Annotated in this window: 27 protein-coding genes and 2 pseudogenes; 23 read left to right on the forward strand and 6 right to left on the reverse strand. The window is 40.8% G+C overall.

Annotated elements, in window-relative coordinates:
- Positions 1–184: 184 nt before the first annotated feature.
- Positions 185–895 carry an adaptor protein MecA gene (locus DWX73_RS09550; RefSeq protein ID WP_118348567.1) on the reverse strand — a complete coding sequence of 237 codons (711 nt, stop codon included), beginning with the start codon at positions 893–895 and terminating at the stop codon, positions 185–187.
- Positions 896–1366: 471 nt separating this feature from the next.
- On the opposite strand from DWX73_RS09550, the gene DWX73_RS09555 reads away from it, so the two are divergent.
- On the forward strand, positions 1367–1576 hold the full coding sequence (locus DWX73_RS09555; RefSeq protein ID WP_118348568.1) for a hypothetical protein: 210 nt from the start codon (positions 1367–1369) through the stop codon (positions 1574–1576).
- A 119-nt stretch (positions 1577–1695) separates the two neighbouring features.
- Positions 1696–3648, forward strand: coding sequence for a glycosyl hydrolase family 18 protein (locus DWX73_RS09560; protein ID WP_118348569.1), 1953 nt, complete (start codon positions 1696–1698; stop codon positions 3646–3648).
- A 140-nt stretch (positions 3649–3788) separates the two neighbouring features.
- Here DWX73_RS09560 and DWX73_RS09570 read toward each other — a convergent pair whose 3' ends face one another.
- Positions 3789–4550, reverse strand: coding sequence for a helix-turn-helix domain-containing protein (locus tag DWX73_RS09570; protein WP_118348571.1), 762 nt, complete (start codon positions 4548–4550; stop codon positions 3789–3791).
- A 144-nt stretch (positions 4551–4694) separates the two neighbouring features.
- Complete coding sequence (locus DWX73_RS09575; protein WP_118348572.1) at positions 4695–5066, reverse strand: helix-turn-helix domain-containing protein; 372 nt, start codon at positions 5064–5066, stop codon at positions 4695–4697.
- Between the two features lie 221 nt (positions 5067–5287).
- Here DWX73_RS09575 and DWX73_RS09580 point away from each other — a divergent pair, with 221 nt between their 5' ends.
- From DWX73_RS09580 to DWX73_RS09605, 6 genes and pseudogenes are all read left to right on the forward strand, one after another.
- A complete protein-coding gene (locus DWX73_RS09580; protein ID WP_118348573.1) occupies positions 5288–5761 on the forward strand; it encodes a sporulation initiation factor Spo0A C-terminal domain-containing protein in 474 nt (157 codons plus the stop codon).
- Positions 5762–5930: 169 nt separating this feature from the next.
- Entirely contained in the window at positions 5931–6623 is a 693-nt protein-coding gene (locus tag DWX73_RS09585) for an N-acetylmuramoyl-L-alanine amidase (protein ID WP_118348574.1), read from the forward strand.
- A gap of 22 nt (positions 6624–6645) precedes the next feature.
- Positions 6646–8168 (forward strand): annotated as a pseudogene (locus tag DWX73_RS15570) (L-threonylcarbamoyladenylate synthase).
- Complete coding sequence (rpiB, locus tag DWX73_RS09595; RefSeq protein WP_118348575.1) at positions 8165–8590, forward strand: ribose 5-phosphate isomerase B; 426 nt, start codon at positions 8165–8167, stop codon at positions 8588–8590. Before DWX73_RS15570 ends, rpiB begins: the two are co-directional and overlap by 4 nt.
- A gap of 48 nt (positions 8591–8638) precedes the next feature.
- A complete protein-coding gene (upp, locus tag DWX73_RS09600; RefSeq protein ID WP_118348576.1) occupies positions 8639–9268 on the forward strand; it encodes a uracil phosphoribosyltransferase in 630 nt (209 codons plus the stop codon).
- Between the two features lie 14 nt (positions 9269–9282).
- Entirely contained in the window at positions 9283–9768 is a 486-nt protein-coding gene (locus DWX73_RS09605) for a deoxycytidylate deaminase (protein ID WP_118348589.1), read from the forward strand.
- A gap of 74 nt (positions 9769–9842) precedes the next feature.
- On the opposite strand, the gene DWX73_RS09610 is transcribed toward DWX73_RS09605, so the two are convergent.
- Positions 9843–10049, reverse strand: coding sequence for a YaaL family protein (locus tag DWX73_RS09610; protein WP_118348577.1), 207 nt, complete (start codon positions 10047–10049; stop codon positions 9843–9845).
- Positions 10050–10157: 108 nt separating this feature from the next.
- On the opposite strand from DWX73_RS09610, the gene DWX73_RS09615 reads away from it, so the two are divergent.
- From DWX73_RS09615 to DWX73_RS09670, 12 genes are all read left to right on the forward strand, one after another.
- Positions 10158–10370, forward strand: coding sequence for a pro-sigmaK processing inhibitor BofA family protein (locus DWX73_RS09615; RefSeq protein WP_118348578.1), 213 nt, complete (start codon positions 10158–10160; stop codon positions 10368–10370).
- Between the two features lie 193 nt (positions 10371–10563).
- Positions 10564–11463 (forward strand): hypothetical protein, encoded by a 900-nt coding sequence (locus DWX73_RS09620; protein ID WP_118348579.1) that lies wholly within the window; start codon positions 10564–10566, stop codon positions 11461–11463.
- A 21-nt stretch (positions 11464–11484) separates the two neighbouring features.
- A complete protein-coding gene (locus tag DWX73_RS09625; RefSeq protein WP_242996808.1) occupies positions 11485–12708 on the forward strand; it encodes a CpaF family protein in 1224 nt (407 codons plus the stop codon).
- Entirely contained in the window at positions 12662–13417 is a 756-nt protein-coding gene (locus DWX73_RS09630) for a type II secretion system F family protein (RefSeq protein ID WP_242996809.1), read from the forward strand. Before DWX73_RS09625 ends, DWX73_RS09630 begins: the two co-directional genes overlap by 47 nt.
- Positions 13418–13515: 98 nt before the next feature.
- Positions 13516–14676, forward strand: a complete 1161-nt coding sequence (locus DWX73_RS09635) for a type II secretion system F family protein (RefSeq protein WP_147334783.1) — start codon at positions 13516–13518, stop codon at positions 14674–14676.
- 44 nt (positions 14677–14720) lie between these two features.
- Complete coding sequence (locus DWX73_RS09640) at positions 14721–14903, forward strand: Flp1 family type IVb pilin (protein WP_118348592.1); 183 nt, start codon at positions 14721–14723, stop codon at positions 14901–14903.
- Entirely contained in the window at positions 14884–16260 is a 1377-nt protein-coding gene (locus tag DWX73_RS09645) for a DUF5702 domain-containing protein (protein ID WP_118348581.1), read from the forward strand. Before DWX73_RS09640 ends, DWX73_RS09645 begins: the two co-directional genes overlap by 20 nt.
- 14 nt (positions 16261–16274) lie before the next feature.
- A complete protein-coding gene (locus DWX73_RS09650) occupies positions 16275–17147 on the forward strand; it encodes a pilus assembly protein (protein ID WP_242996814.1) in 873 nt (290 codons plus the stop codon).
- A complete protein-coding gene (locus tag DWX73_RS09655) occupies positions 17135–17566 on the forward strand; it encodes a prepilin peptidase (protein ID WP_118348582.1) in 432 nt (143 codons plus the stop codon). Before DWX73_RS09650 ends, DWX73_RS09655 begins: the two co-directional genes overlap by 13 nt.
- Positions 17563–17934, forward strand: coding sequence for a TadE family protein (locus DWX73_RS09660; protein WP_158556847.1), 372 nt, complete (start codon positions 17563–17565; stop codon positions 17932–17934). Before DWX73_RS09655 ends, DWX73_RS09660 begins: the two co-directional genes overlap by 4 nt.
- Before the next feature lie 65 nt (positions 17935–17999).
- The gene (locus DWX73_RS09665; RefSeq protein ID WP_118348583.1) at positions 18000–18701 is read left to right on the forward strand and encodes a DUF6382 domain-containing protein; all 702 of its coding nucleotides are present in this window, start codon (positions 18000–18002) and stop codon (positions 18699–18701) included.
- Positions 18702–18803: 102 nt separating this feature from the next.
- Positions 18804–19424 (forward strand): rhomboid family intramembrane serine protease, encoded by a 621-nt coding sequence (locus tag DWX73_RS09670; protein ID WP_242996815.1) that lies wholly within the window; start codon positions 18804–18806, stop codon positions 19422–19424.
- Here the strand turns inward: DWX73_RS09670 and DWX73_RS14090 are convergent.
- Positions 19425–20054: pseudogene (locus DWX73_RS14090) on the reverse strand (sensor histidine kinase); the annotation flags it as partial.
- 127 nt (positions 20055–20181) lie between these two features.
- Here DWX73_RS14090 and DWX73_RS09680 point away from each other — a divergent pair.
- Positions 20182–20598: an HIT family protein gene (locus tag DWX73_RS09680; RefSeq protein WP_118348585.1), complete on the forward strand. Its 417-nt coding sequence runs from the start codon at positions 20182–20184 to the stop codon at positions 20596–20598.
- A gap of 54 nt (positions 20599–20652) precedes the next feature.
- Positions 20653–21219 (forward strand): RNA polymerase sigma factor, encoded by a 567-nt coding sequence (locus tag DWX73_RS09685; RefSeq protein WP_118348586.1) that lies wholly within the window; start codon positions 20653–20655, stop codon positions 21217–21219.
- A gap of 123 nt (positions 21220–21342) precedes the next feature.
- On the opposite strand, the gene DWX73_RS09690 is transcribed toward DWX73_RS09685, so the two are convergent.
- Positions 21343–22407 (reverse strand): undecaprenyldiphospho-muramoylpentapeptide beta-N-acetylglucosaminyltransferase, encoded by a 1065-nt coding sequence (locus DWX73_RS09690; protein ID WP_118348587.1) that lies wholly within the window; start codon positions 22405–22407, stop codon positions 21343–21345.
- A gap of 85 nt (positions 22408–22492) precedes the next feature.
- Between DWX73_RS09690 and DWX73_RS09695 the strand changes: the two genes are divergently transcribed.
- Positions 22493–23323: DUF4367 domain-containing protein (locus DWX73_RS09695; RefSeq protein WP_118348588.1), on the forward strand; the 831-nt coding region annotated here is incomplete at its 3' end.

A 23323-nucleotide genomic window follows, 5' to 3' on the forward strand; every position in this document is an offset into this window, starting at 1 on the left:
CTGGAGAATGGCGAAAGTCTTGAACCAAATCTTTTCAAAGAAAGTAATAGCCAAGCTAGGTTATACATCCATGCTTGACTATTATCTAGTAGTTTGTGAAAACTAAGGAACCGCCTAGTACTGAACGGTATGCTAGGTGGTGTGAGAGGTCGGCTAATCAATTAATGATTAGCTCCTACTCGATCTAGATGGCCGCTAATGTCTGAACAGCCATACCAGATACGATCAGTTCACAATGTTCTTCCAGATAAGCAAGAGATGCAGAGGATGCTTTCTCTAAAGATCCGTATTCTGTCAGCATGTTGCAGATCCGGTTGAAATCAGTGTCAGAGAGATCTGACTTGGTGACTGCAAGCAGATATAGTTCACTTTTATGATCTTTGTACAAAGTACTGGCTCCATAGTACATCGGTGCAAGTAAATGGGATGCTTCGATGACACTGTCAAGATTGCCGAAGGAGAACAGCCTTACAGACGGCTTTGGCGCCGGTGGTGTCTCAGGAACTTTGGCAACTGCATTCTTTACTTTATCTAGTATATCAAGGAGCTGTTCTGCACCTTCGAGTTTTTCAAGGACAGCCTGCTTCTTGGCATCTGTTGTATCAGACGGAGAAGGAGCAAACTTAGAGAACCGGGTATCCAGTTCTTCTGGGTCCTCTACTTTCGTAATTATCAGTACAATGGAATCTGCCGAAGGAATTGCCTCGATCATCAGAGGCATGTCATCTGCCTCGAATCCAAATTCAGAGGATGCCTGCTGCATCATATCCTGGAAAAGTGATTTTGCTTTTTCAGATCCGTATGCCAATTCACTGAGTTTCAAGTGGCGGTCATCGAGATCTGCCCGAGTCAACGTACAACGTATCTGGTTGTCGTTTATTTTTTCAATTTTCATAGCATCACTTCCTTCTATCAATAAGATATTCTTACTTTTTAATAGTATAAACAAAAAATAAAAAAATGTAAAGAAAAACGGCAGAAAGTTATATATATGGAATTTTAATGAAAAAAAAGATAAAAAGGCTTGCAAAAGAGGAGAGAAATTCGTATAATTTCCACAAGAAGATAGTATATTCTACGGCTGTGTCTACAGAGAAAGGAGGATATACTTAGAACTCACATATCATTAACGAATCTGAAAGAAATTTTGTCTATTATTTTTAATCTGTTTTATTTCAATGCCATTTCCGGCAACTAATCATCAAGAGAAAATACTTAAAGTAATTAGAACAGAACGTTACTTATTAATTTGATTCAGTACTATCTCGGATAAGCAAACAGACATATCATGTAATAATATATCACAAGCCTTATGGAGAATGTCTGTTACAGCGGCAGCCGTTATCATTTTAGAAAGGATCATACTATGGGGGTGGATCAGGACAAATATCAGGAGCTGTTTAAAGAACTGTCACTGTATGAGAAATATGGGATTCCGATTATGATGGATGGAAAACCGGCAAGCCCGATGCAGATTACAACAGCCCATATGATAAAGGAAGAAAAGAGCTATATGAGAGATTATATCCTTGATAACGACGGACATATCAGTGAACTTTGCTTTTACACATTGTAGAAGAATCGAACTCAATGCCCCGAGGATGCTTTGTCTGTTTTTAGGAGGAGAAATTGTCGAAATAGTTAATGACGAATAAGTAAAATATTGTTATAATAAGGTCTGACAGGAGGGATTAAATGGACGAACAAAGAAGAACAGAGAATCATCCTGAAAGACGCCGATCATCCGAGAGAAATTCGCAGGAAGTCAGACCGCGACGCCGGATGGAAGACAGGACGCAGATGGATGTGAGGAATAATGAACATGCGAGAAGAGTGAATTCCGGCAGAGCCTCGAATGCAGGAAGAAAGAGAAAGAATTCACGCAGAAGACGCAGACGAAATGCAATCATCCGAGTAGGAGTATTATTATTCCTGATTGTGATAGCCCTTGGAACAGCTTTATTTTGGTTGAGATACGGCCCATCGAAGGAGAAAGCAGATAAGAAAGAATATTATGGAATCAATCAGGAAAACCAGCTTGCTGTCATTGTTGGAACAGAGAATCTGAAAGCGCAGGGAATGCTTTATGATGGCAGGCCGTATATTGAGTATACTGCTGTCAGAGATTATGTGAATGAGCGATTCTACTGGGATGCGAATGAGAATATTTTACTTTATACGTTGCCGACAGATGTTGTTTCTGTGGGAGTCGGAAGCAGTGAGTATACAGTAGGAACAGCAGTGAATGCTGAAGAATATGTGATCTTGAAAACAGAAGGACCTACTGCATATATTGCTCTTGACTTTGTACAAAAGTATACGAATTTTGATTATGAGATGTTTCAAAATCCGAACCGTGTTGTCATTACAGCAGGATTTGGAGAAATTAAAGAAGCAGTTGTCCGGAAAGATACGCAGGTTCGCGTACGCGGCGGTGTGAAAAGTCCTGTACTAACAGAACTCAGTAAGAAGGATAAGGTTACATTTATTGAGAATGAAGGCGATTGGAAAAAAGTCCGTACCAATGATGGATATATCGGTTATGTGAAAGGAAATTGCCTGAAGAAAGAGCAGGTAAAGAAGTTATCGCGTGCTTTTGAAGAACCGCAGTTTACGAGTATCAAAAGAGACCGTACGATTAATATGGCATGGAATATGGTAACGAACCAGAGCGCTAATTCCGGTGTGCTTGAGACAATCGCGAATACAAAAGGTCTTACAACGCTTGTTCCGACATGGTTTTCTGTGCAGGATACAATGGGGAATCTGATTTCTATCGCGAGTCCGGAATATGTGAATTATGCACATCAGTCCGGAATTGAAGTGTGGGCGATGGTTAATGACTTTGATCATGGGTTTGGCGGTCTTACGACAGCAGAAGAGATTCAGGAGATGCTAAGCTACACTTCAAGACGTGAGAATCTGACAAATCAGTTAATAGCTGCGGCAATTCAGACCGGTGTAGACGGAATTAATGTGGATTTTGAGCATATTTATACAGAGGAAAGCGGATTCCATTTTATTCAGTTTATCAGGGAATTATCTGTGAAGTGTCGAAAGAATAATCTTGTATTATCTGTAGATAATTATGTGCCTCAGGGATATAATGCTCAGTACCACAGAAAAGAACAGGGAATTTTTGCTGATTATGTGGTCATTATGGGATATGACGAACATCAAAGCAATTCTTACGAAAGCGGTTCGGTAGCTTCCTATGATTTTGTGAAGGAAGGAATTGAGAATACGCTGAAAGAAGTTCCGGCGGAGAAAGTAATCAATGCCGTTCCGTTCTATACAAGATTGTGGTCTGAACGTCCGAAAACTGAAGAAGAACTGGTGGAACAGAAAGACACAGAGGCGGCGAAATATCCGATGGCAATCGAATGTGAGACGCTTGGAATGTCAGATGCACAGGCGAGAGTAGCAGCGGCTGGAGTTACAGCTGTGTGGGATGAAGCTACGAGACAGAATTATGCCGAGTGGGATGGTGCAGATGGAAAGAAATACAAGATATGGCTTGAAGATGCAGCATCGCTTGAAGAGAAGCTGAAATTAATGAAGGAATATCAACTGGCGGGAACCGGCGCCTGGAGAATCGGATATGAAACTCCGGATATTTGGGAATTAATATTGAAATATGTAAATTAAAATTCAAGAAATTGGAAATACTCCTTTCCGGACAAAACTGTGAGATGATCAGTATGATTAGCAAAGAGAATGTCTGGAAGGGAGTATTTTTTGTTTTAGTCAATGACAGAGAAGATTTTTATTCGGATAAGGAGAAAGAATTAGTTGAATGAGGACGGAGTATCGCCCTGTATTTCATAATCGCCGTAAATATGATCGATAATCTTGCCAATGCACTCAAAGGAATCTTCTTCTGTTACATAAATGTCCGAATCAATGACATTAAGAGAACATAAGATACGAGTGGTTTCCGTTTGATAGAGCATACGAATATAGTAAATTCCATTCAGGCAAAAAATACCCATCTCATTGTGTGCTGCCGGTGTGCGGGAGAGAGCAAGAATATCATATTTCTTAAATACAGGCGCATATCGATCCAATTGTATCTGAAAACAAAAATCCATATCAGGTACGACATGTTTTTGTTTAATACGAATCACACGGGGGAAATCTGAAAGTAAAAATCCGGAATTTTTCTTGCGAAGGCCCGGAAACATACATGGAAATTCTACCCAGCCTTCTTTCTGGGCGCGGGTATGTTCTTCGTCGATTACCATTTGGACAAGATGCTTGCCGGCAGGAGGGAGCTCGTGATATTTTGTGATTGCAATCTTTTCCTCATCTGTTAATTCGAGACAGCGACCGTTTGTCCCAAAGCTTCCAAGCAGCAGATCGCGAAAGAGATAATTGGCATCTACATCAAGTGCGATAGCTAATGCAATAAAAATATCTGGTTTTGGATAGCTGACACTGTTTTCATAATTTGCGATGGCAGAAGGTGTAACATGAACCATATTGGCGAGTTGATTGCGAGATATATTTAATTCCATCCGACGCTGACGGATTCTTTCACCGATTCCCATAAGAAATCCTCCCTTATACATTTTTACCTACATGCTATAAAATAAATATACTATAAAAAAACTTGTAAAATCAATTATAGTTACAAGAAATTTGTTATAAATTGTTGACAATATCCCTGTTATACCGTAGACTGTAATAAGAGTTTATAAATTGTATTTTTTAGTAACAGAAGTGATAAGCTTTTCAAGAGTGTCCCATTCTTTTTGATTTAATTCAAGAAGGGACAGGATAAGCTGTTTCTTAAAAGAACCGGCTTCTTCTCTCAAAAGAGAGCCAAGTGCTTTGGAAAGTTGGATATCAGGGTTGACTTCTGCATACATATTTCCGAGACCGGTGCGAAGCCAGTCTTCGTTTACGTTAAATTCGCGGCATATCGAAACAATAATGGCGTCAATAGGAACACGGGCGTCAGTTTCGTATGCTGCGATTGTATTTCTTGAGACACCGATTCTGTCAGCAAATTCCCGCTGTGTCATACCGGCATTTTGCCGTATTTCTTTGATTCGTTTATTCATGATAAATTACCCTTTCTTACAGAAAATGATATATCAACTTAAAAATACAATATAATTCAAAATGACTGTAACAGTTCTAGTATATAGTAATCTAAAAGTTATACGTTGTCAACAAATAAGTGCTACGTTGTAAACAAAAAACATTGACAAAAGTTGCATAGGGACATATAATGGGTGCAGTATGGTAGTGTTGTTTTGAAAAAGAGAAAGGAAGTAGAGTAATGAGAGAAACGACAATGGATATACTATTGCGAATGGGGATTCCGGCAAGCGTGAAAGGACTGACTTATATTTGTGATGCGGTGGAGCTGTTTGATACAGATCCTTATTATCCAGACGGAAAGATATGCTCTCTTTATATGGACATTGCTAAAAAGAATAATACAACTGCCTCCAGAGTGGAACGAGCGATTCGTCATGCTTTTGAGACCGCGCTGACAAAAGGAAATCAGGAACTGTTGGATAAATACCTGGATACAGCTAATACGCAGAATTCGAATTTATTGAGAAGTCTGTATTTTCGGCTACAGATGGAGTATAAGAAGACAACAAAGAGAAATCAGTGCAGCGCAGTAACATGTGAGATTAAAAAACAGATTTATCAGGAAGCCATGGAGGTATTCCATGACGAATTAGAATTGGCGCTGCAAAAATTAATGGATTCCGTGGAAAGCGGATATATGATGAAAGTATAAAAATGAAAATAATAGAGTGGAAAAGTATTAATAAAGCGGGTTATAAATAAAAGCTGTCAGAGAAACGTGTTTGTCTGGCAGCTTTGCTGTTATTTCAGAACAGCATTGAGGGAATGAACGTGTGTTATTTATCATATATATGTAAACAAAAGCTGTGAAGGAAGCAGAAATGAAGCGAAAACTGGAACTGACATTCGTACTTCTTCTTATGATTGGAGCGTTAATCTTCAGCAGACGTTTAAGCAGGATGATTGCTCAGGAGGCATCCGGAAAAATAGACTCCGTTGATGTAATAATCGATGCAGGGCACGGGGGAACGGATCCGGGTAAGGTTGGGATTAATCAGGCGCTGGAGAAAGATATTAATCTTGAAATTGCGAAAAAACTTGAAAAACTCTTAAAAGAGAAAAACATTTCCTGCAAAATGGTGCGGACAGAAGATAGATTGCTTGCTCCGGAAGGATCAAAACAGAAGAAGATTGAAGATATGAAAGAGCGAGTCAGAATGATTAATGAGATACGACCGACACTTGCGGTCAGTATTCATCAAAATAGTTATACAGAAGAATCTATAAAAGGGGCGCAGGTATTCTATTATAAACACTCAAAAAAAGGGGAAGAACTGGCAAAGCAGATGCAAGCGGCGCTCAAAGCTTTGGATGAAACAAACCACCGGGAAGCAAAAGCAAACGAAACGTATTATCTCCTAAAGAAGACGGAAGTGCCAACGATCATCGTAGAGTGTGGGTTTTTAAGCAATCGTGAAGAGGCAGAAAAACTCTCGGGAGAAGAGTACCAGAATGAGGCTGCGAAAGCGATTGCAGAGGGAATAGAGCAGTGTATTTCCCTTGTCAAGCGTTAAGAAATTCGCTATAATGGGGACTATGGAAACAATTATTAAGAAAACAGGTACAAATGAATTAGAGAAAGAAGCAATCCGACAGGCTGGGGAGATATTAGAGGATGGAGGGCTTGTGGCGTTTCCGACAGAGACTGTTTATGGTCTCGGAGCGAATGCCTTAGATGAGGAGGCCGCAAGGAAAACATATGAGGCGAAAGGACGCCCGTCTGATAATCCTTTAATTATTCATATTGCAGATATTGAAGCGCTGGATGAGATCGTAAAAGAAATCCCGCCGGCGGCTCACAGTCTGGCGAAGCGTTTCTGGCCGGGACCGCTGACGATGATCTTTGAGAAGAGTGAGATTGTGCCGTATGGAACGACAGGAGGTCTCGATACAGTTGCAGTGAGGATGCCGGCGAATGATACGGCGAGGGCTCTGATTCGTGCAGCAGGAGGATATGTGTCAGCGCCAAGTGCAAATACATCAGGACGGCCCAGTCCGACAGAGGCATCTCATGTAGCGGATGATCTGAGCGGTAAGATTGATATGATTCTTGACGGCGGCAGCGTACAGATTGGTGTGGAGTCTACAATTGTAGATATGACGGTTATTCCGCCGATGATTCTGCGTCCGGGAGCTGTGACGAAGGAAATGCTGGAAGAAGTGATTGGCGAAGTTGCTGTTGATCAAACGCTTCTTTCAGATCAGAGTAAGGAGCACCGAAGGCGCCGGGAATGAAGTATCGTCACTATGCGCCGAAAGCAAGGCTTACGATTGTGGAAGGTGAGATTCCGGATGTTGTGAAAGCAATCCGGCAGCTTACTTACGACAAGATCCGGTTGGGGAAAGGCGTTGGGATTATTGCGTCCAATGAGACACAGAAAGATTATACTTATGGAATTGTGAAACCGATAGGAACACGGGAAAATGAAGCAACAGTAGCAAAGAACCTGTATCGGATTCTCAGAGAATTTGATGAGGAAGAAGTGGAGTATATCTACAGTGAGGCATTTGAGGCAGACGGAATAGGAACAGCAGTAATGAATCGTCTGATGAAGGCAGCAGGGCATCAGATCATTCCCGCTTCAGAGATTGTAAAGCTTCAGAAATTCCGGAAAATTATCTTTGTCAGTGACAGCGATAACAGTCGTGGACCAATGGCTGCAGAACTTTTGCGGTCACAGCCGCTGAAACAGGAGTATGAGATCAGTTCCAGAGGCTTGGTAGTGCTTTTTCCGGAACCTGCCAATCAGAAAGCGGAAGCGATTATGAAGAGCAAGCAGCTGACGCTTGAGAATCATCAGGCAGAAGCATTTGATGCAGAGGTACTGACAGATGAGACACTTGTTTTGACAATGAGTGAAGAATTAAAAAATAAGATTCTTGCAGAATGTGAAAAATGTGAGAATATTTATACATTAAAAGAATTTACCGGCGGAGAAGGGGATGTTATATCACCTTACGGACAGCCCCTTGCAAGTTATGGAGAGACTTTTGAGGAACTTGCAGATCTGATCGGAAAACTTGCAGAAAAGTTAAATAAGGAGGCAGAAGAAAAATGATAGCACTTGGATGTGACCACGGTGGATATGAATTGATGCAGGAGGTCATCAAATATCTGGAAGCAAATAATCTGGAGTATAAGAACTTTGGATGTCATGGAGAATCTGTAGATTATCCGGAATACGGAAAGCTTGTAGGACATGCTGTTGCAGAGGGCGTATGCGAGAAAGGAATCCTGATCTGCGGAACAGGAATCGGTATTTCTATTGCAGCGAATAAGATCAAAGGAGTGCGCTGCGCACTTTGTTCCGACTGCTTTTCAGCGCAGGCAACGAGAGAGCATAATAATGCAAATGTACTGGCAATGGGCGGACGTGTAATTGGACCTGGTCTTGCAGTTAAGATCGTTGATACATTTTTAAATACAGAGTTTTCAAATGATGAACGGCATGTAAGACGAATCTCACAGATTGAAGACTAGAAACGATATGAAAGACCGGACAACGGTCAAAGAATAGAGGAGAAGCATATGTCAAAAGTACAAGTGATGGATCATCCGCTGATTCAGCATAAAATCGGAGTGATCAGGAGAAAAAATGTCGGAACGAATGAATTTCGTGCAATTATCAGTGAAATTGCGATGCTTATGTGCTATGAAGCAACAAGAGATCTGAAGCTTCAGGACGTTGAGATTGAGACGCCGATCTGCAAGACGGTTGTAAAAGAATTATCCGGAAAGAAACTGGCGGTTGTACCGATTTTAAGAGCAGGACTCGGAATGGTGGACGGAATGCTTTCTATGATTCCGGCAGCTAAAATTGGACATATTGGACTTTACAGAGATCCGGAGACATTAGAACCAGTGGAATATTATTGTAAACTTCCGGCAGATTGTCAGGAGAGAGAAGTATTTGTAGTAGATCCGATGCTTGCCACAGGAGGCTCAAGCGTTGCTGCCATTCAGATGCTGAAGGATAAAGGTGTGAGAAATATTCATTTTATGTGTATTATTGCCGCTCCGGAAGGTGTGAAAAAGATGCAGGAATGTCATCCTGACGTGGACATTTATATTGGAGCGCTGGATGAGAAATTAAATGATCACGGCTATATTGTGCCGGGACTTGGAGATGCAGGAGACCGTATTTTCGGAACAAAATAATGGAGGTGGCAGAAATGCCAAAACGTAGCGACTATATTTCCTGGGACGAGTATTTCATGGGAATTGCGAAGATGTCCAGTATGCGTTCAAAAGATCCGAATACTCAGGTGGGATGCTGTATTGTAAGTCAGGAGAATCGTATTTTATCAGTTGGTTATAACGGATTTCCTATGGGGTGCTCGGATGATGAATTTCCGTGGGACAGAGAAGGGGAAGATCCGCTTCAAACAAAATATCTGTACACGACACACAGCGAATTGAATGCAATTCTGAATTATACCGGAGGAAGTCTGGCAGGATCTAAGCTGTATGTATCGCTGTTTCCGTGTAATGAATGTGCGAAAGCGATTATTCAGAGCGGAATCAAAGAAGTAATTTATGACTGTGATAAATATGCCGATACACCGTCAGTCATCGGTTCCAAGCGAATGATGCGTGCGGCAGGCGTAAAGATTCGTGCTTATGAACGCAGCGGAAGAGAAATTAAGATTCAGGTATAAGTTTATTAAAAAATCTCCCAAGTGGGGAAATGTCTGTACTAGAAAGACATTTTCTCCATTTCGGGAGATTTTCATTATTGCAGCCGGGCCTGTCGCAGCAGAAAGCAATATCGTTTCCAGGCGGCATTTCCCTCGTAAATATAGTAGTCGATAAGATCGGGATCAAGGGCAGATTGAAAATTAATGTGTGCCAGTTCCATTTGCGTTTTTGCTTTATTGATTTCATCAAAGAGAAGCTTCTGATCTGGCGGAAGTGTCTGCTTTTTATGAAAAATTCCCATGACAGCTCCTTTCTGTAGGTATTTGTAACTGTAGTATGTGCCAAAATGTGTATAAAATACCAATACTTCACATATACATAAATCAAGAAAGAAACAGGTGGCAAAATTATGTCAGAGAGACGAGGATTTTCGATAGCAGTACATTTCATAGTGCGGGCAATTGTGGGTATGGCAGTGATTTATGGATTAAATTTATATTTGGAATCTCAGCAGATTCCGGTTGCGGTCGGTATGAATCCGGTGTCGCTTTTGACATCCGCAATCCTTGGAATTCCTGGGGTTGCGCTCCTTTATGCGATTTTGTTCTATCAAATTTTGTGAGACTTTCACAAAGTTGAAGAAACTGTGAAAAGGTTATGGACAAGAAATTTTCTTGTGCTATAATATGCCTACAAGTAATTTCTAAAATTCTTATTTATCTATTTTATCTAAGTTCATTTATCTATTTTTAAGTCTTTATGTTTCAGTAAGAATTTCCAGATTACGCGAATACAAAAAAGAAAGGAGGACATGCTTGGAGGAGAAAAATTTTGTAATCTGCGACAGCGAACGGGAGTATGGAATCCGTTTTATGGAGCGGGTGCAAGCACATGCAGAATTCTATGTGCAAGTTCGGTGGCTTTCTTCTGTAGAAGAGGCAGTGGAGTTTTTGAAAAGACGGAGAATCTATATCTTGTTGATCGGCGAGACATTTCCTGTAAGAGAGCGAGAGAAGATTGCTTGTGATCACTGCTTTGTTCTAGTTGGGGAAGGGGGATGCAATCTTGCGGACAGAGAAACAGCCGTCAGGAAGTATCAGCCGGCGGAAGATATTTTGCAGGAGATTCTGGAAAAGTGTCTTGAACGGCAGGAGGCATCATTATTTCGGCTTGTCAGTAAAGAACGACGTATAATCGGTTTCTATTCTCCGGTGCAGAGTACGGCACAGACGAGAATGGCTTTGGCGCTTGGAAAAGAGATTGCCAGAAAAAAAGAAGTGCTTTATCTTAATTTTCAGCCGTATTCAGGATGGTATCAGGAAGGAGAAAACTACAGAGGGCTATCGGAACTTATTTATTACATTCGGCAAGGCGATCAAAGGACAGGGATTCGGGCAGGGACGATATGTCGTCATATAGACGGAATGTCAGTGGTACTGCCAATGGAAAATGGAGAAGATTTGAAAATGGTATCCTGGGAAGAGTGGGAGATGCTGCTTGGACAAATCTGCTCTGAAAGTAAGTTTGAAGTAATTCTTCTTGATCTTGCGGAATGTGTGCAGGGGCTTCTTCCGATGTTGGAACTTTGTGAGGAAATTTATATGCAAAATGCATCAGATGAAGAGGAAGAAGAACGGATATTACAGTTTCAGACGAATATGCGGCAGATGGGAAAAGCGCATCTGTTGGAACGAATCCGGTTTGCGGAAGAATAAAACCGGCAAGGAAGGAGAAGCGTGGAACAGAGGAAAAGAAATGTATGGATAGAAGAAATCCAGGAAGAGATTTTGAGTGAGATAGATCTGTCGAAAGAAGTGGAAGATGATACGCTGGCAGAAATGATCCGTGAGATATTAGAATTGCATTCCAGCCGGGAATTTATTCCACTGAAAGAAAAGGCGTCTATCGGAAAAGAATTGTTTAATACCTTTCGGAAATTGGATATCATCCAGGAATTTCTGGAAGATGAAGAAGTAACAGAGATTATGATTAACGGTACAGAGAAGATTTTTGTGGAAAAACACGGACAGCTTTATGAGGTAGAGAGACATTTCTATTCGAAAAAGAAATTGGAAGACGTCATTCAGCAGATTGTAGCCGGAGCGAACCGGATTGTCAATGAAGCATCGCCTATTGTGGATGCCAGGCTGCCGGATGGCTCCAGGGTAAATGTCGTATTAAGTCCTACCGCTTTGAATGGACCGATTGTTACAATAAGAAAATTTCCAAAAGAGGCAGTAACCATGCAGCAGCTAGTGTATTGGGGCGCTCTTGATGAAGAAACAGCAGAATTCTTAAAACTTCTTGTTAAATCAAAGTATAACATCTTTATTAGTGGGGGAACCGGAAGCGGGAAAACCACATTTCTAAATGCATTGTCAGAGTTTATTCCAGAAGATGAGCGAGTCATTACAATTGAAGATAACGCAGAGCTTAAGATACAGGGAATCCGAAATCTTGTGCGTCTGGAGGCGCGCAACGCCAATGTAGAGGGGATTGGAGAGATTACGATTCAGGATTTGTTTAAATCAGCCCTTCGGATGCGTCCGGACAGGATCTTAGTCGGGGAAGTGCGCCAATTTGAAGCATTTTCTATGATTGAAGCAATGTCATCAGGGCATCCGGGATCTATGAGTACCGGGCATGCCAACAGTCCACAGGATATGTTGATGCGGCTTGAGACAATGATTTTGACCGGACTCAACATTCCGCTTCTGGCAATTCAGAGAAAGATCGCCTCCGGCGTGGATATCATAGTGCATCTGAGCCGGTTCAGGGATAAGAGCAGAAAAGTGGCGGAGATTGTTGAAGTACTTGATTGTGCGGAGGAGGGGATTCGTGTGAATAAGTTGTATGAATTTGTGGAAGAATCCGTTAGCTCAGGCAAGATTTGTGGAAAGTTGGTGAAATGCGGTGCGCTTACGCAGAGAGAAAAATTACTGGCAGCAGGATATTCGTAAAAGAGAAGTGTTAAAAGGTATCGTGCAGGGAACAGCACTTACAGGAGCAGCCGGATATCTTTGTTACGGAAGCGGAATCGGAGCATTTTTGTTTCTGCCGTTGACAGCAATCTATCTGGTATATTATCGCAAAGAATTAGAGAAAAAACGAAAGAGAGAGTTTGGAATACAGTTAAAAGATATGATGCAGTCAGTAGCAAACGCATTAAAACTTGGATATTCTGTGGAAAATGCACTGCTTCAGGCACAGAAAGATCTGGATAAATTGTATTCATCCCAATGTCGTATAAACAGAGAACTCCAATATATGAGAAGGCAATTAGAAATGAATGTTCCGGCAGAGCAGGTGTTGGAAGGATTGGCGAAGAGGACCGGTCATGAGGATGTAAGAGCATTTACTACAGTAATGGTACTGGCAAGAAGAAATGGAGGAGATCTTGTGGAGGTTTTGCAGAATGCGATTCGCCAGCTATGTGAGCGGATGGAGGTGAAGAAAGAAATTGAAGTAGTTTATGCAGCGAAGAAAATGGAATTTTATGTCATGGCCGGGATTCCGGCGGGGATGATTGCGTATATGAAACTGTGCTTTCCGCAATTTATGGAAATGTTGTATGGGACAGCCTTTGGAATGATATTCATGACAGTGTGTCTGGCAGTATATGTGTCAGCATTTCTGTGGGGAAAGCGGATTATTGAGATTGAAGTTTAGAAAGAATTTTGAAGGAGGGAGAAAAAATATATATACGAAAGCAGAGAGAACAAGAGAAAGAACGCTGGATCGGAAGGAAAGAGGTCCTCCGGGCAGGATTGATTCTTTTATGCACAGCAGTACTTGCAGTCGGGCTATATTTTGTGGATAAAAAAGCGGCAGATTTGAGTAATGGTGGAAAAATTGAACGAAATGGTTATGGCGGTGCAAAGAAAACAGAGGAGTTATATGTAGAGGCAGGTGGAGAGCGGGAAAAGGTTGTCATAGAAATACAACCTCAGACATATACGGAAAAGGAGCTGGAAGAGTTGTGGCCGAAGGCAAGAGATGCGTTGGATCAAGTGATTCTTGGTGAAAATCATTCCGAAAAAGAAATTAGAAAACCGCTTGTCCTGCCGACAAAAGTGCCGGGAATGGAAATTGCTGTCCGTTGGGAATTCAGCAGATATGATGTAATTGATCTTCAGGGAAATATTCTTTCGCCGGAAGAAACAGGAACGCAAGTATGGATTACAGGTTATATGAAATGCCAGGAGAAGGAAGCCGTTTATGAAAAAACAGTTACAGTATACCCGAAAGAAAAGCTGAGTGTATTTGCCAAAAAGGCAAAAAAAGCAGCTGAAGATGCGGGAAGAGATCAAAAAAGCGAAAGATATTTGGAACTTCCCGAGGAAGTAGAGGGAAGAAAGGTTACATGGGAGAAGAAGGCAGAAGGGCGGTCTGCTCCTGTACTGGGAATTGGAGTAATCGTGGCAGCAATTTCTTTACTGCTGACACGCCAGGAGGAAGAAAAACAGAGAAAGGAGAGGGAAGAACAGCTGATACTTGATTATCCGGAGTTGTTACATCAGTTTACGCTGCTGACAGGCGCCGGAATGACAGTGAGAGCGGCGTGGAAGATGATTGTAGAAAGCTCGGAACAAAGTGATAGAGAATTAATACGGCAAATGCGTTGTACACTTCGGGAAATGCAAAGTGGGATTCCGGAAGAAGAGTGTTACGAAAGATTTGGAATGCGCTGCAAAACTGCAGCTTATATGAAATTTGGCGCAATGCTGTCCCAGAATCTGAAAAAAGGCGCGAAGGGGATGGGAATGTTGTTGAGAACGGAGGCTGCGATTGCATTTGCAGATCGAAAACGACAGGCAAAACAACAGGGAGAGGAAGCAGGAACGAAGCTTTTGATGCCAATGTTTCTAATGCTTGGAGTGGTACTGCTGATAGTTGTAGTGCCGGCATTTTTCTCCATGAGCGTCTAGGAATGTGGGGAAATTTTTGAAATGAAGGGAGAATGTGTATGAATATGTTATGGATTAGATGGAAACAAAGCATTGAAAATTTGAAGGAAGACAGTGGGATTGGTGTTGTAGAAGTATTGTTGATTTTGGTCGTACTGATCGGTCTTGTGCTAATCTTTAAATCACAGCTGACAAGTATTGTGAATTCTATTTTTCAAAAAATTGTTAATGAAAGCTCAGGAATTTAAAAGTTTATCCGGCAGTGTACATGCAGAAATGACAGTGTTTCTCAGCTTACTATTTGTTATATTTCTTTCATTTATCGGTGGAATTTTAGAGAGTGCATCGCTGCAGGGGATGAAGAGTGAGAAAAGAGCGGATGTCAGTCTTGCAATGGATTCGGTATTTGCTGAATATCACAGTAAATTATTTGAGTTGTATCATATTTTCTCATTAGATGGAAGTTATGAAAGCGATACCTATGAAGAGAAAAAAATATGTGACCGTCTTAATTATTATGCCGGAATGGAGGCAGAGCATGAAATTGAAAAGATTCAAATGTTGACGGATCATAACGGACAGGCGTTTTATGAGCAGGCAGTCCGTTGGATGGAAACAGAAATTGGTCATGGTATTTTGGAGCAGATTCCGAAGATGGAAGAGTTGTGGAAAGAACAAGAAGAGCAGTATACCGACAGAGAGGAAGAATTGGATCAGGCATTGGAAGAAGTAGAAGAGGCGCTGCCGTCTGAAGAAAACCCGTTTACAGATGTTATCCGAATGAGAAATGATGATTTTCTGAAGAAGATTCTTCCAAAGTCAAAACAAATCTCCGAAAAACGAGTAAATATGTCTGAGCTGCCAACTGGGCGGAGACTGTTAAGCGGAAGAGGAGAATTTTCAAATCAGGTTCTGGGAAATGAAACTGTATCAGATATTTTATTCGGAGAATATATGCTTCGTCATTATAATAATGGAGTTACAGAAAGAGAAGACTGCGGAAAGGGATTAGCGTATGAGATGGAGTATATTCTGGAAGGAACAGATGAGGATGGGGAAAATCTTACCAGAGTATTAAGGAAAATACAGGGAATTCGTCTTGCATTAAATTATGGTTTTCTTCTGTCAGATGCGCAGCGGTGCGCGAAAGCACAGACATGGGCGGCAGCACTTAGTGCAGTAATTCTCATGCCGGAATTGACAGAGGTATTAAAACATGCCTTGCTGCTTGTGTGGTCTTATAGAGAAACAGTTGCAGATCTTCGGATATTAATGGCGGGAGAGAAGTGTGTTTTCTGGAAGACAGACAGCAGTTGGAGGACAGAATTCTCAGAAATTCTGATTCCGGATGAGCAGACACAGGAAGAAACGAAAGATGAGAACGGAATCAGATACGAAGATTATTTGCGGATGTTTTACGCAGTAACAGCAAAAGAAACAATGAGGATGCGCGCGATTGATATGTTGGAAATAAATCTGAGGAAGCAGGAAGGAATGGATTATTTTCGGGCAGACAAATCTGTAAATAAAATAGAGATGCGTACAACATGTACATTTCGGCGAGGGATCAGCTATCAGTTTAAAACATGTTATGAGTATCGGTAAGGAGGTGAATACGGATGCCTTTTTCATCCATATATTTACGCAAACAAAATAAAATAATATTAAGAAAGGAGAAAGACGCCGACATATCTCTGACTAAGAGGAAATCTTCCCACAAATCTGTGAAAAAGGCATCTATATTTGCCTCTTTGCCGGGAAGTATCACGCTTGAAACGGCATTAATTGTACCATTTTTCTTTCTGGCGCTTGTATGTCTGCTGTATCTTATTGAGATAATGACGCTGCAGGTATCGGTAAAGGAAGGCTTGCGTTCAGCAGGAAAAGAAGCAGCAGAGCAGGTCTATGGGATACCGGCAGTTATTACTTCAAAAGTCGAAGAGGGGGTAAGAGAAAGCGCCGGAAGGGAACGGCTGGACAATAGTCTAATTAGCGGCGGTGCGTCAGGAATTGATTGTCATGGTTCCTGGTATTCTATGGCAGATGGAATTGTTTATCTAAAAGCAGTGTATGAAGTACGTCTGCCGATTCCGGTTATGAGGATTCCGCCTGTTCGCTGTGAAGAAAAAATACGAGTAAAAGCATGGACAGGATATCAGGGCGGAGGACTTGAAGGAATACTGCCGACGGAAATTGTCTATGTGACAGAAACAGGGATTGTGTACCATAAGAACCCGCATTGTACTTATCTGGAACCATCCGTACGGCAGGTTTCGGCAAATAGTGTAGAAGAACTTCGAAATAGCAGCGGAGGGAAATACTATCCGTGTCATTCTTGTGGAAATGCAGTTCATACCGGCCATTATTATATTACGGACACAGGAGACCGTTATCATACTTCAGCAGCGTGCAGCAAACTTCAGAGAATAGTATATGCGGTAGAAAAAAGTGAAGTCAGAGGAAAGGGGGCGTGCTCAAAATGTTCACGATAGGAGTGCGGTCTGTTGAAACAATTGCTGTAATATTAATGATCGGGCTTGGCATGCTTGATTGGAAACAGCATCGTCTTCCCAAATTACTTTTGGGAGCGCTTACCGTTCTGGCAGTGATTGCAAGAGTCGGTGGCAATATATCATTTCCGGTTTTCATATCCGGAATGATTCCGGGAGTATTATTTCTCATTCTTAGTTGTATGACGAGAGAAGGTGTTGGATACGGAGATGGATGGATTGTATTGATTCTGGGAGTGGTATTTGGTTTGTGGAAAACAGTATATATTTGTATGATTGCTTTATTTGGTATGGCATGTGCTGCAATATTTGGTATGTCATTTCTGCACTGGGATAAGAAAAAGCGTCTTGCGTTTGTTCCGTTTCTTGCAGTGGGATGTTTAGGGGTGATCTTGATTTGAAATATAGAACAGATATAGAAATGTGTGATAAATATAATTTGAGAGCAAGCTTTACGGTCGAAACAGCAGCAATATTTCCCGTAGTTTTTCTGGTAATTGTCAGCGCGGTGTACCTTTCTTTTTTCTTTCATGATAAACATATTTTGCAAAGTGCAGTGATTGAAACAGCAAGCATTGCCAGTGAGAGAATGAGGCTTTTAACGCCTCCGGAGACAGAAGAGCTGGCTGGACATTTGCAGGAGCGGATTCGTGGAAAAATGATTTATTTTTCTGCAGCAACGGTAGAAATTGTATGTGAAGAGGAAAAGGTAGCGGTAAATGCAGCTGCATATAAAGACGAATGCGCATTCGGGCAGATGCGGTTATGAATATCACTATTCCGGAACGGGAAGTTCGCAGAGTTAGACATTTTAGAGAAGTGGGGGAGTAGACTATGGATATATCTTACAGAAGAGAATTAAATCGAACACAGTTGATTTTAGAAGTGGCAGGAATCAGAGAGAAAGATTATCAGGTTTATATGCTTGAGGAAAATCGACCGGAAGGAATTTTGCCGATCATAGTACAGGGAGTAGGGACAAAAACACAGTATAAGTATGATATCAGTGGAAAGATATCTATTCGCGCTCTTTATGAGAAAACAGGAATACAGTTTGATGAGATTTGCAGTCTTATAATACAGCTGACAGAAACGATAAAATGTTTGGAGGCATTTATGCTTGATCCGGATAGAATCATATTGGAACCGGAATTTATCTTTTATGAAAAGCACAAATTTTTATTCTGCTATTATCCGCTTCATACAGGGAATCTTCATCAGGCGTTTCGTGAGTTTTCCGAGTACTTAATCCGTCAGGTAGATTGTGAAGATAAGACAGGAATTTGCCTCGCCTATGAACTGCATAGAATTACAACGGCGGAAAACTATTGTATGGATAGAGCGTTAGAACAGGCATATCGGATGATGGGGGAGCAGGAAAAGGAAGAAAGTGAAGCAGAAGAAATTTTTAGATATGAAGATATTATCGAGGAAGAAGGAATGGGAATCGGAATACTCAGAGAAGCAAAAACACCTTTTGGTAAATTGACGGGACTATTTGGAAGAAAGCGGCTTCGAGATACTGAAAATTATTAAAAACTCTGGAAAAATTGAGAAAATAAGGATTGTAGTGAATTTTAAACTATACTATAATAGACTCAAGTACTAAAATTGGTAAACATTAGAAAGGAAGCCGGCATGACAACAGGGAAAAAGGCATGGATGACGATAGGGATTGCAGCAATTAATATCGCTGTATTTCTTGTACTGGAATGTATTGGAAATACCGAAAACGGCGCATGGATGCTGAAAGCAGGGGCTATGTACGTTCCTCTTTTTGAGAGCGGGCAGTACTATAGAATTATTACAAGTATGTTTCTGCATTTTGGATTTCATCATCTGGTAAATAACATGTTTATGCTTTTTGTTCTTGGTTCTCAAGTTGAGTTTGAAACAGGAAAACTAAGATTTTTGTGTATTTACATGCTTAGTGGAATCGGCGGCAATCTGTTCTCGATGCTGAGTGAGATACAAACCGCTGATTATGCAGTTTCTGCCGGTGCATCCGGAGCCATTTTCGGTATGGTAGGCGCTCTCCTTTATATTGCAATACGCAATGGAGGCAGGATCGGAAGTCTGACCTGGAAAGGAATCCTTGTCATGATTTTAGTTACATCTTATTATGGGTTTACAACTGCCGGGATTGATGTTATGGCTCATATCGGAGGTCTTATATGTGGATTTATCAGTTCCATATTTTTTTACCGGAAGAATTACCGAAAAGGTAGTTCCGTATCCGATATTGGAAGTCAGATCTAGTGTACCCATATGCGAATTGACGATTCGTTTTACAATTGCAAGTCCGATTCCGGAGCCGCCTTTTTTGAAACTGACAAAGGGATCAAAAATGCGGTCAATCTGTTCAGGGGCAATGCCACATCCTGAATCGGAAATGGTAATATGGAGTTTTCCGCAGCGCATGAATGCTTTGAGGTGAATAGAGCCGGTGATATCGCCTTTATGTTCCGGATCGATGGCCTCAGAAGCATTTTTTAGCAGATTAATCAAAACTTCTTTCAGTAAGGTCGGATCACCCACCAGGTCTGGTAGTTCCGGCGCAATATAAGATGTGAATTCAATATCTGAAGAAGAGATTGATGCTGCAAAAGAAAGAGCAGCGTGCTGAAGGAATGGTGTTGTATGTATTGTTTCAAATGAAGGTGCGGCACCGTGTCCGTAAGCGGATAGTCTCGTAAGAAGTTCTATCATAAATTCTACATCATCGAATAAAGAGTCCCAGTGAGTATAAGATGCCACTTCCGGGTGCTGCTGTTCGATAAGCTGCAGTGTGCTGTAGATGATTGTCAGAGGATTTCGCAGTTCGTGAGTCATCTGACTTAAAGAAAATGAGTTGTCATCCATCGTATTTAAAAAAGTATTTGTTATCATATTTATCCCACCTTTCTATATGACAAGTCTAGCACTGGGTAAATAATTATACAAATAAAATCAAGAAACAAATTGTGACAAATTCCGCAAGAATAGTAAGTTATAATAGCAAATGAGGTGTTGAAAAATGAAAAAAGATGATTGTATTTTTTGTAAATTGGCGAATGGTGAAATCCCGACTGCAACATTATATGAGGATAATGATTTCCGGGTAATTCTTGATCTCGGACCGGCATCAAAAGGACATGCACTGATTCTTCCAAAAGAACATTATGATAATTTATATGAGCTGGATGACGAGACTGCATCAAAAGTGCTTGTACTTGCAAAAAAGATGATTACAAGAATGACAAAGGCGCTTGGATGCGATGGTTATAATCTTGTCCAGAATAATGGAGAAGCAGCCGGTCAGACAGTTCATCATTTCCATCTGCATCTGATCCCGCGTTATAAAGACGATCAGGTAGGACTGGGTTGGAATATGGGTAAACTGACAGATGAGGATAAAGAAGAGATATTAACAAAATTTCACGAGACGATATAGCATAATCAATACAAAGGATAAGAACCTGAGAATGAGATCCATAGGGATGAGGGTATGAATAAACAAGAATTACAAAATGAATTTTGGAATAAAATTTATGATGATTATGCTAAAGTGATTTTAAATATAGCCGCTGATATTTTGAAAGATGAACATCTGGCACAAGATGTTGTGCAGGAAGTCATGTATAAATATTATGTTTATCTTCGTGAAAATGATGTTGAATTTGAAAAAAGCTGGTTGATTAAAGTAACAAAAAATGTCTCCTTTAACTTAGTGAAGAAGCTGAAACATGAATTGGATTATATAGATTTTGATCAGCTCCAGATAGAGGAGGATGAAATGATAAACGGATATTCAAGTACAGAAGATGCATATATCCGTCAGTTTTGTCAAAGGGAAGCAGAAGAATTATGCAATCAGATTTTTGAAGAGGCAAAGCATGAACATAAGAACGCATACGAAGCGCTTAAGGCTTTGTATCAGAAGAAGGAAACACGAAAAGAAACTGCACATCGGCTTCATATGTCAGAGAATGCGCTTTATACAATGATGTCAAGAACCAAGGCAAAGCTAAAAAAGCAATATGGCAGTAAATACACAGAAATCACAAAGATATAAGATAGGACTGTTGCAAAAAGATTTTAAATACAAGGCAAGTGTCGGAAAGCTCCGAAGAAATTGTCTGTAGATAAGTTCTATTTTGCAACAGTCCCATAAAGAATGAAATAGTTTTTTGAAGAACTATTTTGCAGCCTGTTCAATCAAATGAATGATTGTATCAATGGAATCCTGCTGTGAAGATTTTTTCATTGCACTGATATAGGACTCCCGATTGTCATATAACTTGTGAATAGTATCCAGAAGAGAGGTATTTGTTAAATTCTCTTCTTCTAGTACAAGGCTGAAGCCTTGCCGTTCGAAGGAACGGGCATTCAAAATCTGGTCTCCGCGGCTTGCATTTGCAGAGAGCGGAATTAAAAGGGTAGGTTTATGCAATGCCAGAAGTTCACAGATTGCATTGGCACCGGCGCGGGAAATAACAATATCTGCAAGCGCAAACAAATCTTTGAGTTCTTCCTTAATGTATTCAAACTGGACATAGCCAGGAAGATTTTTTAAAGAATCATCAATTTTTCCTTTTCCGCAAAGATGCACAACATGAAAATCTTTTAAAAGTTCCGGAAGGACAGCACGGACTGCATTGTTGACTGCAACAGAGCCGAGGCTTCCTCCGATAATAAGAATCACAGGTTTATTCGCAGTCAGATGACAAAAATCAAGGGCTGCGATTTTATTTCCGTGAAGAAGTTCCTGACGGATCGGGGAACCGGTCAGAACTGCTTTTTCTTTCGGGAGGTGTTCAAGGGTCTCCGGAAAATTGCAGCATACTTTCGTTGCGGAAGGAATAGAAAGTTTGTTAGCGAGACCTGGTGTCATATCAGATTCATGAATAATTGTAGGAACGTGTCTTCGCTTTCCCGCCATAACAACAGGGACAGATACGAATCCTCCTTTAGAGAATATGACATCTGGTTTTAGTGTTTTAATTAATTTATTAGCTTCGCTGAATCCTTTTAATACGCGGAATGGATCAGAAAAATTCTTCATGCTGAAGTAGCGGCGAAGCTTTCCGGAAGAAATTCCGTGATAAGGTATCCCGAATTGTTCGATTAGTTCTTTTTCGATTCCATTGTAGGAACCGATGTAATGGATATCGTAATTGAGTTCCTTCAAACGAGGAAGCAGGGCAATATTCGGTGTAACATGTCCGGCAGTACCACCGCCGGTTAATATGATGCGTTTCATAAAGTTCCCCTCCTAATATTTTCTACGATTATCTTAACAGATTTAAAAAAAAGTGCAAGATAATCAGAAAGAAAGAGGCTGATGTATGGATGAAAAGAAAGAATTATGCAATAAATCAAGTGAGAATAGAATAAAAAATCCTTCCGAACATTCTGAACAAACAGAGATGTCCAATCATTCTGTGCTGAACCCGACACCGGAAATGAAAGAACGTCTGGAAAAGCGAATTGAGGAATATGAAAAACAGAGAGAACTTCAGGAACAGCTTTATGCGCAGTTATCCGAAGAAGACAGAGAAGCGTTGAAGCTTGGGAAAGAACTCCAAAGGCAGCGAAAGATAGACGCTTCCTCAAAAGAATCTCAGCGAAAGAAAAACAGACGTACAAAATCTGGCAGTTGGAAGAAAAATATTGTATCAGCAGCTGCGGGAATCGGAATTGTAATAGCAGTGACCTCTGGCTTTACTATTGCCAGTGTCGGAGGACCAAAACAGGCGTTGAAGATTGCGCGGGAGATGTTTGGAGAGAGAAATCGAGCTACTATTAATGCCAATGTAGAGGGGAATAACAGTGAATCTGGATTGAATGAAATGGATGCGGAAGAACAGGCGTATCAGCAGATTAAAGATGAATTGGGATTTGATCCGGTAAGATTGGGATATCTGCCGGAGGGGATGGTGTTTAATGATATTGAGATAGATAAAAAATCTCAAGAAATATATATGTGTTATAAAAAAGAAAAAGAAAAATTAACTTTTATAATGCAAAAGCGATATAGTGTAGGAAAAACAGCAGTAGACATAGAAGATCAAATGATAAATCAGCAGTATATTTCTATGGAAAAAGGGGATCAAATGATAAATCAGCAGTATATTTCTATGGAAAAAGGGGATGTATTATTAACAGAATATCAAATT

It is taken from the genome of Coprococcus sp. AF21-14LB, assembly GCF_003458885.1.
In the GTDB taxonomy this organism is placed as follows: domain Bacteria; phylum Bacillota; class Clostridia; order Lachnospirales; family Lachnospiraceae; genus UBA9414.

Excerpts from the sequence above, each read along its gene's own strand:
- DWX73_RS09550 (WP_118348567.1), bottom strand. The coding sequence starts at position 895 with ATGAAAATTGAAAAAATAAACGACAACCAGATACGTTGTACGTTGACT.
- DWX73_RS09555 (WP_118348568.1), top strand. The coding sequence starts at position 1,367 with ATGGGGGTGGATCAGGACAAATATCAGGAGCTGTTTAAAGAACTGTCA.
- DWX73_RS09560 (WP_118348569.1), top strand. The coding sequence starts at position 1,696 with ATGGACGAACAAAGAAGAACAGAGAATCATCCTGAAAGACGCCGATCA.
- DWX73_RS09570 (WP_118348571.1), bottom strand. The coding sequence starts at position 4,550 with ATGGGAATCGGTGAAAGAATCCGTCAGCGTCGGATGGAATTAAATATA.
- DWX73_RS09575 (WP_118348572.1), bottom strand. The coding sequence starts at position 5,066 with ATGAATAAACGAATCAAAGAAATACGGCAAAATGCCGGTATGACACAG.
- DWX73_RS09580 (WP_118348573.1), top strand. The coding sequence starts at position 5,288 with ATGAGAGAAACGACAATGGATATACTATTGCGAATGGGGATTCCGGCA.
- DWX73_RS09585 (WP_118348574.1), top strand. The coding sequence starts at position 5,931 with ATGAAGCGAAAACTGGAACTGACATTCGTACTTCTTCTTATGATTGGA.
- rpiB (WP_118348575.1), top strand. The coding sequence starts at position 8,165 with ATGATAGCACTTGGATGTGACCACGGTGGATATGAATTGATGCAGGAG.
- upp (WP_118348576.1), top strand. The coding sequence starts at position 8,639 with ATGTCAAAAGTACAAGTGATGGATCATCCGCTGATTCAGCATAAAATC.
- DWX73_RS09605 (WP_118348589.1), top strand. The coding sequence starts at position 9,283 with ATGCCAAAACGTAGCGACTATATTTCCTGGGACGAGTATTTCATGGGA.
- DWX73_RS09610 (WP_118348577.1), bottom strand. The coding sequence starts at position 10,049 with ATGGGAATTTTTCATAAAAAGCAGACACTTCCGCCAGATCAGAAGCTT.
- DWX73_RS09615 (WP_118348578.1), top strand. The coding sequence starts at position 10,158 with ATGTCAGAGAGACGAGGATTTTCGATAGCAGTACATTTCATAGTGCGG.
- DWX73_RS09640 (WP_118348592.1), top strand. The coding sequence starts at position 14,721 with ATGTTATGGATTAGATGGAAACAAAGCATTGAAAATTTGAAGGAAGAC.
- DWX73_RS09645 (WP_118348581.1), top strand. The coding sequence starts at position 14,884 with ATGAAAGCTCAGGAATTTAAAAGTTTATCCGGCAGTGTACATGCAGAA.
- DWX73_RS09650 (WP_242996814.1), top strand. The coding sequence starts at position 16,275 with ATGCCTTTTTCATCCATATATTTACGCAAACAAAATAAAATAATATTA.
- DWX73_RS09655 (WP_118348582.1), top strand. The coding sequence starts at position 17,135 with ATGTTCACGATAGGAGTGCGGTCTGTTGAAACAATTGCTGTAATATTA.
- DWX73_RS09665 (WP_118348583.1), top strand. The coding sequence starts at position 18,000 with ATGGATATATCTTACAGAAGAGAATTAAATCGAACACAGTTGATTTTA.
- DWX73_RS09670 (WP_242996815.1), top strand. The coding sequence starts at position 18,804 with ATGACAACAGGGAAAAAGGCATGGATGACGATAGGGATTGCAGCAATT.
- DWX73_RS09680 (WP_118348585.1), top strand. The coding sequence starts at position 20,182 with ATGAAAAAAGATGATTGTATTTTTTGTAAATTGGCGAATGGTGAAATC.
- DWX73_RS09685 (WP_118348586.1), top strand. The coding sequence starts at position 20,653 with ATGAATAAACAAGAATTACAAAATGAATTTTGGAATAAAATTTATGAT.
- DWX73_RS09690 (WP_118348587.1), bottom strand. The coding sequence starts at position 22,407 with ATGAAACGCATCATATTAACCGGCGGTGGTACTGCCGGACATGTTACA.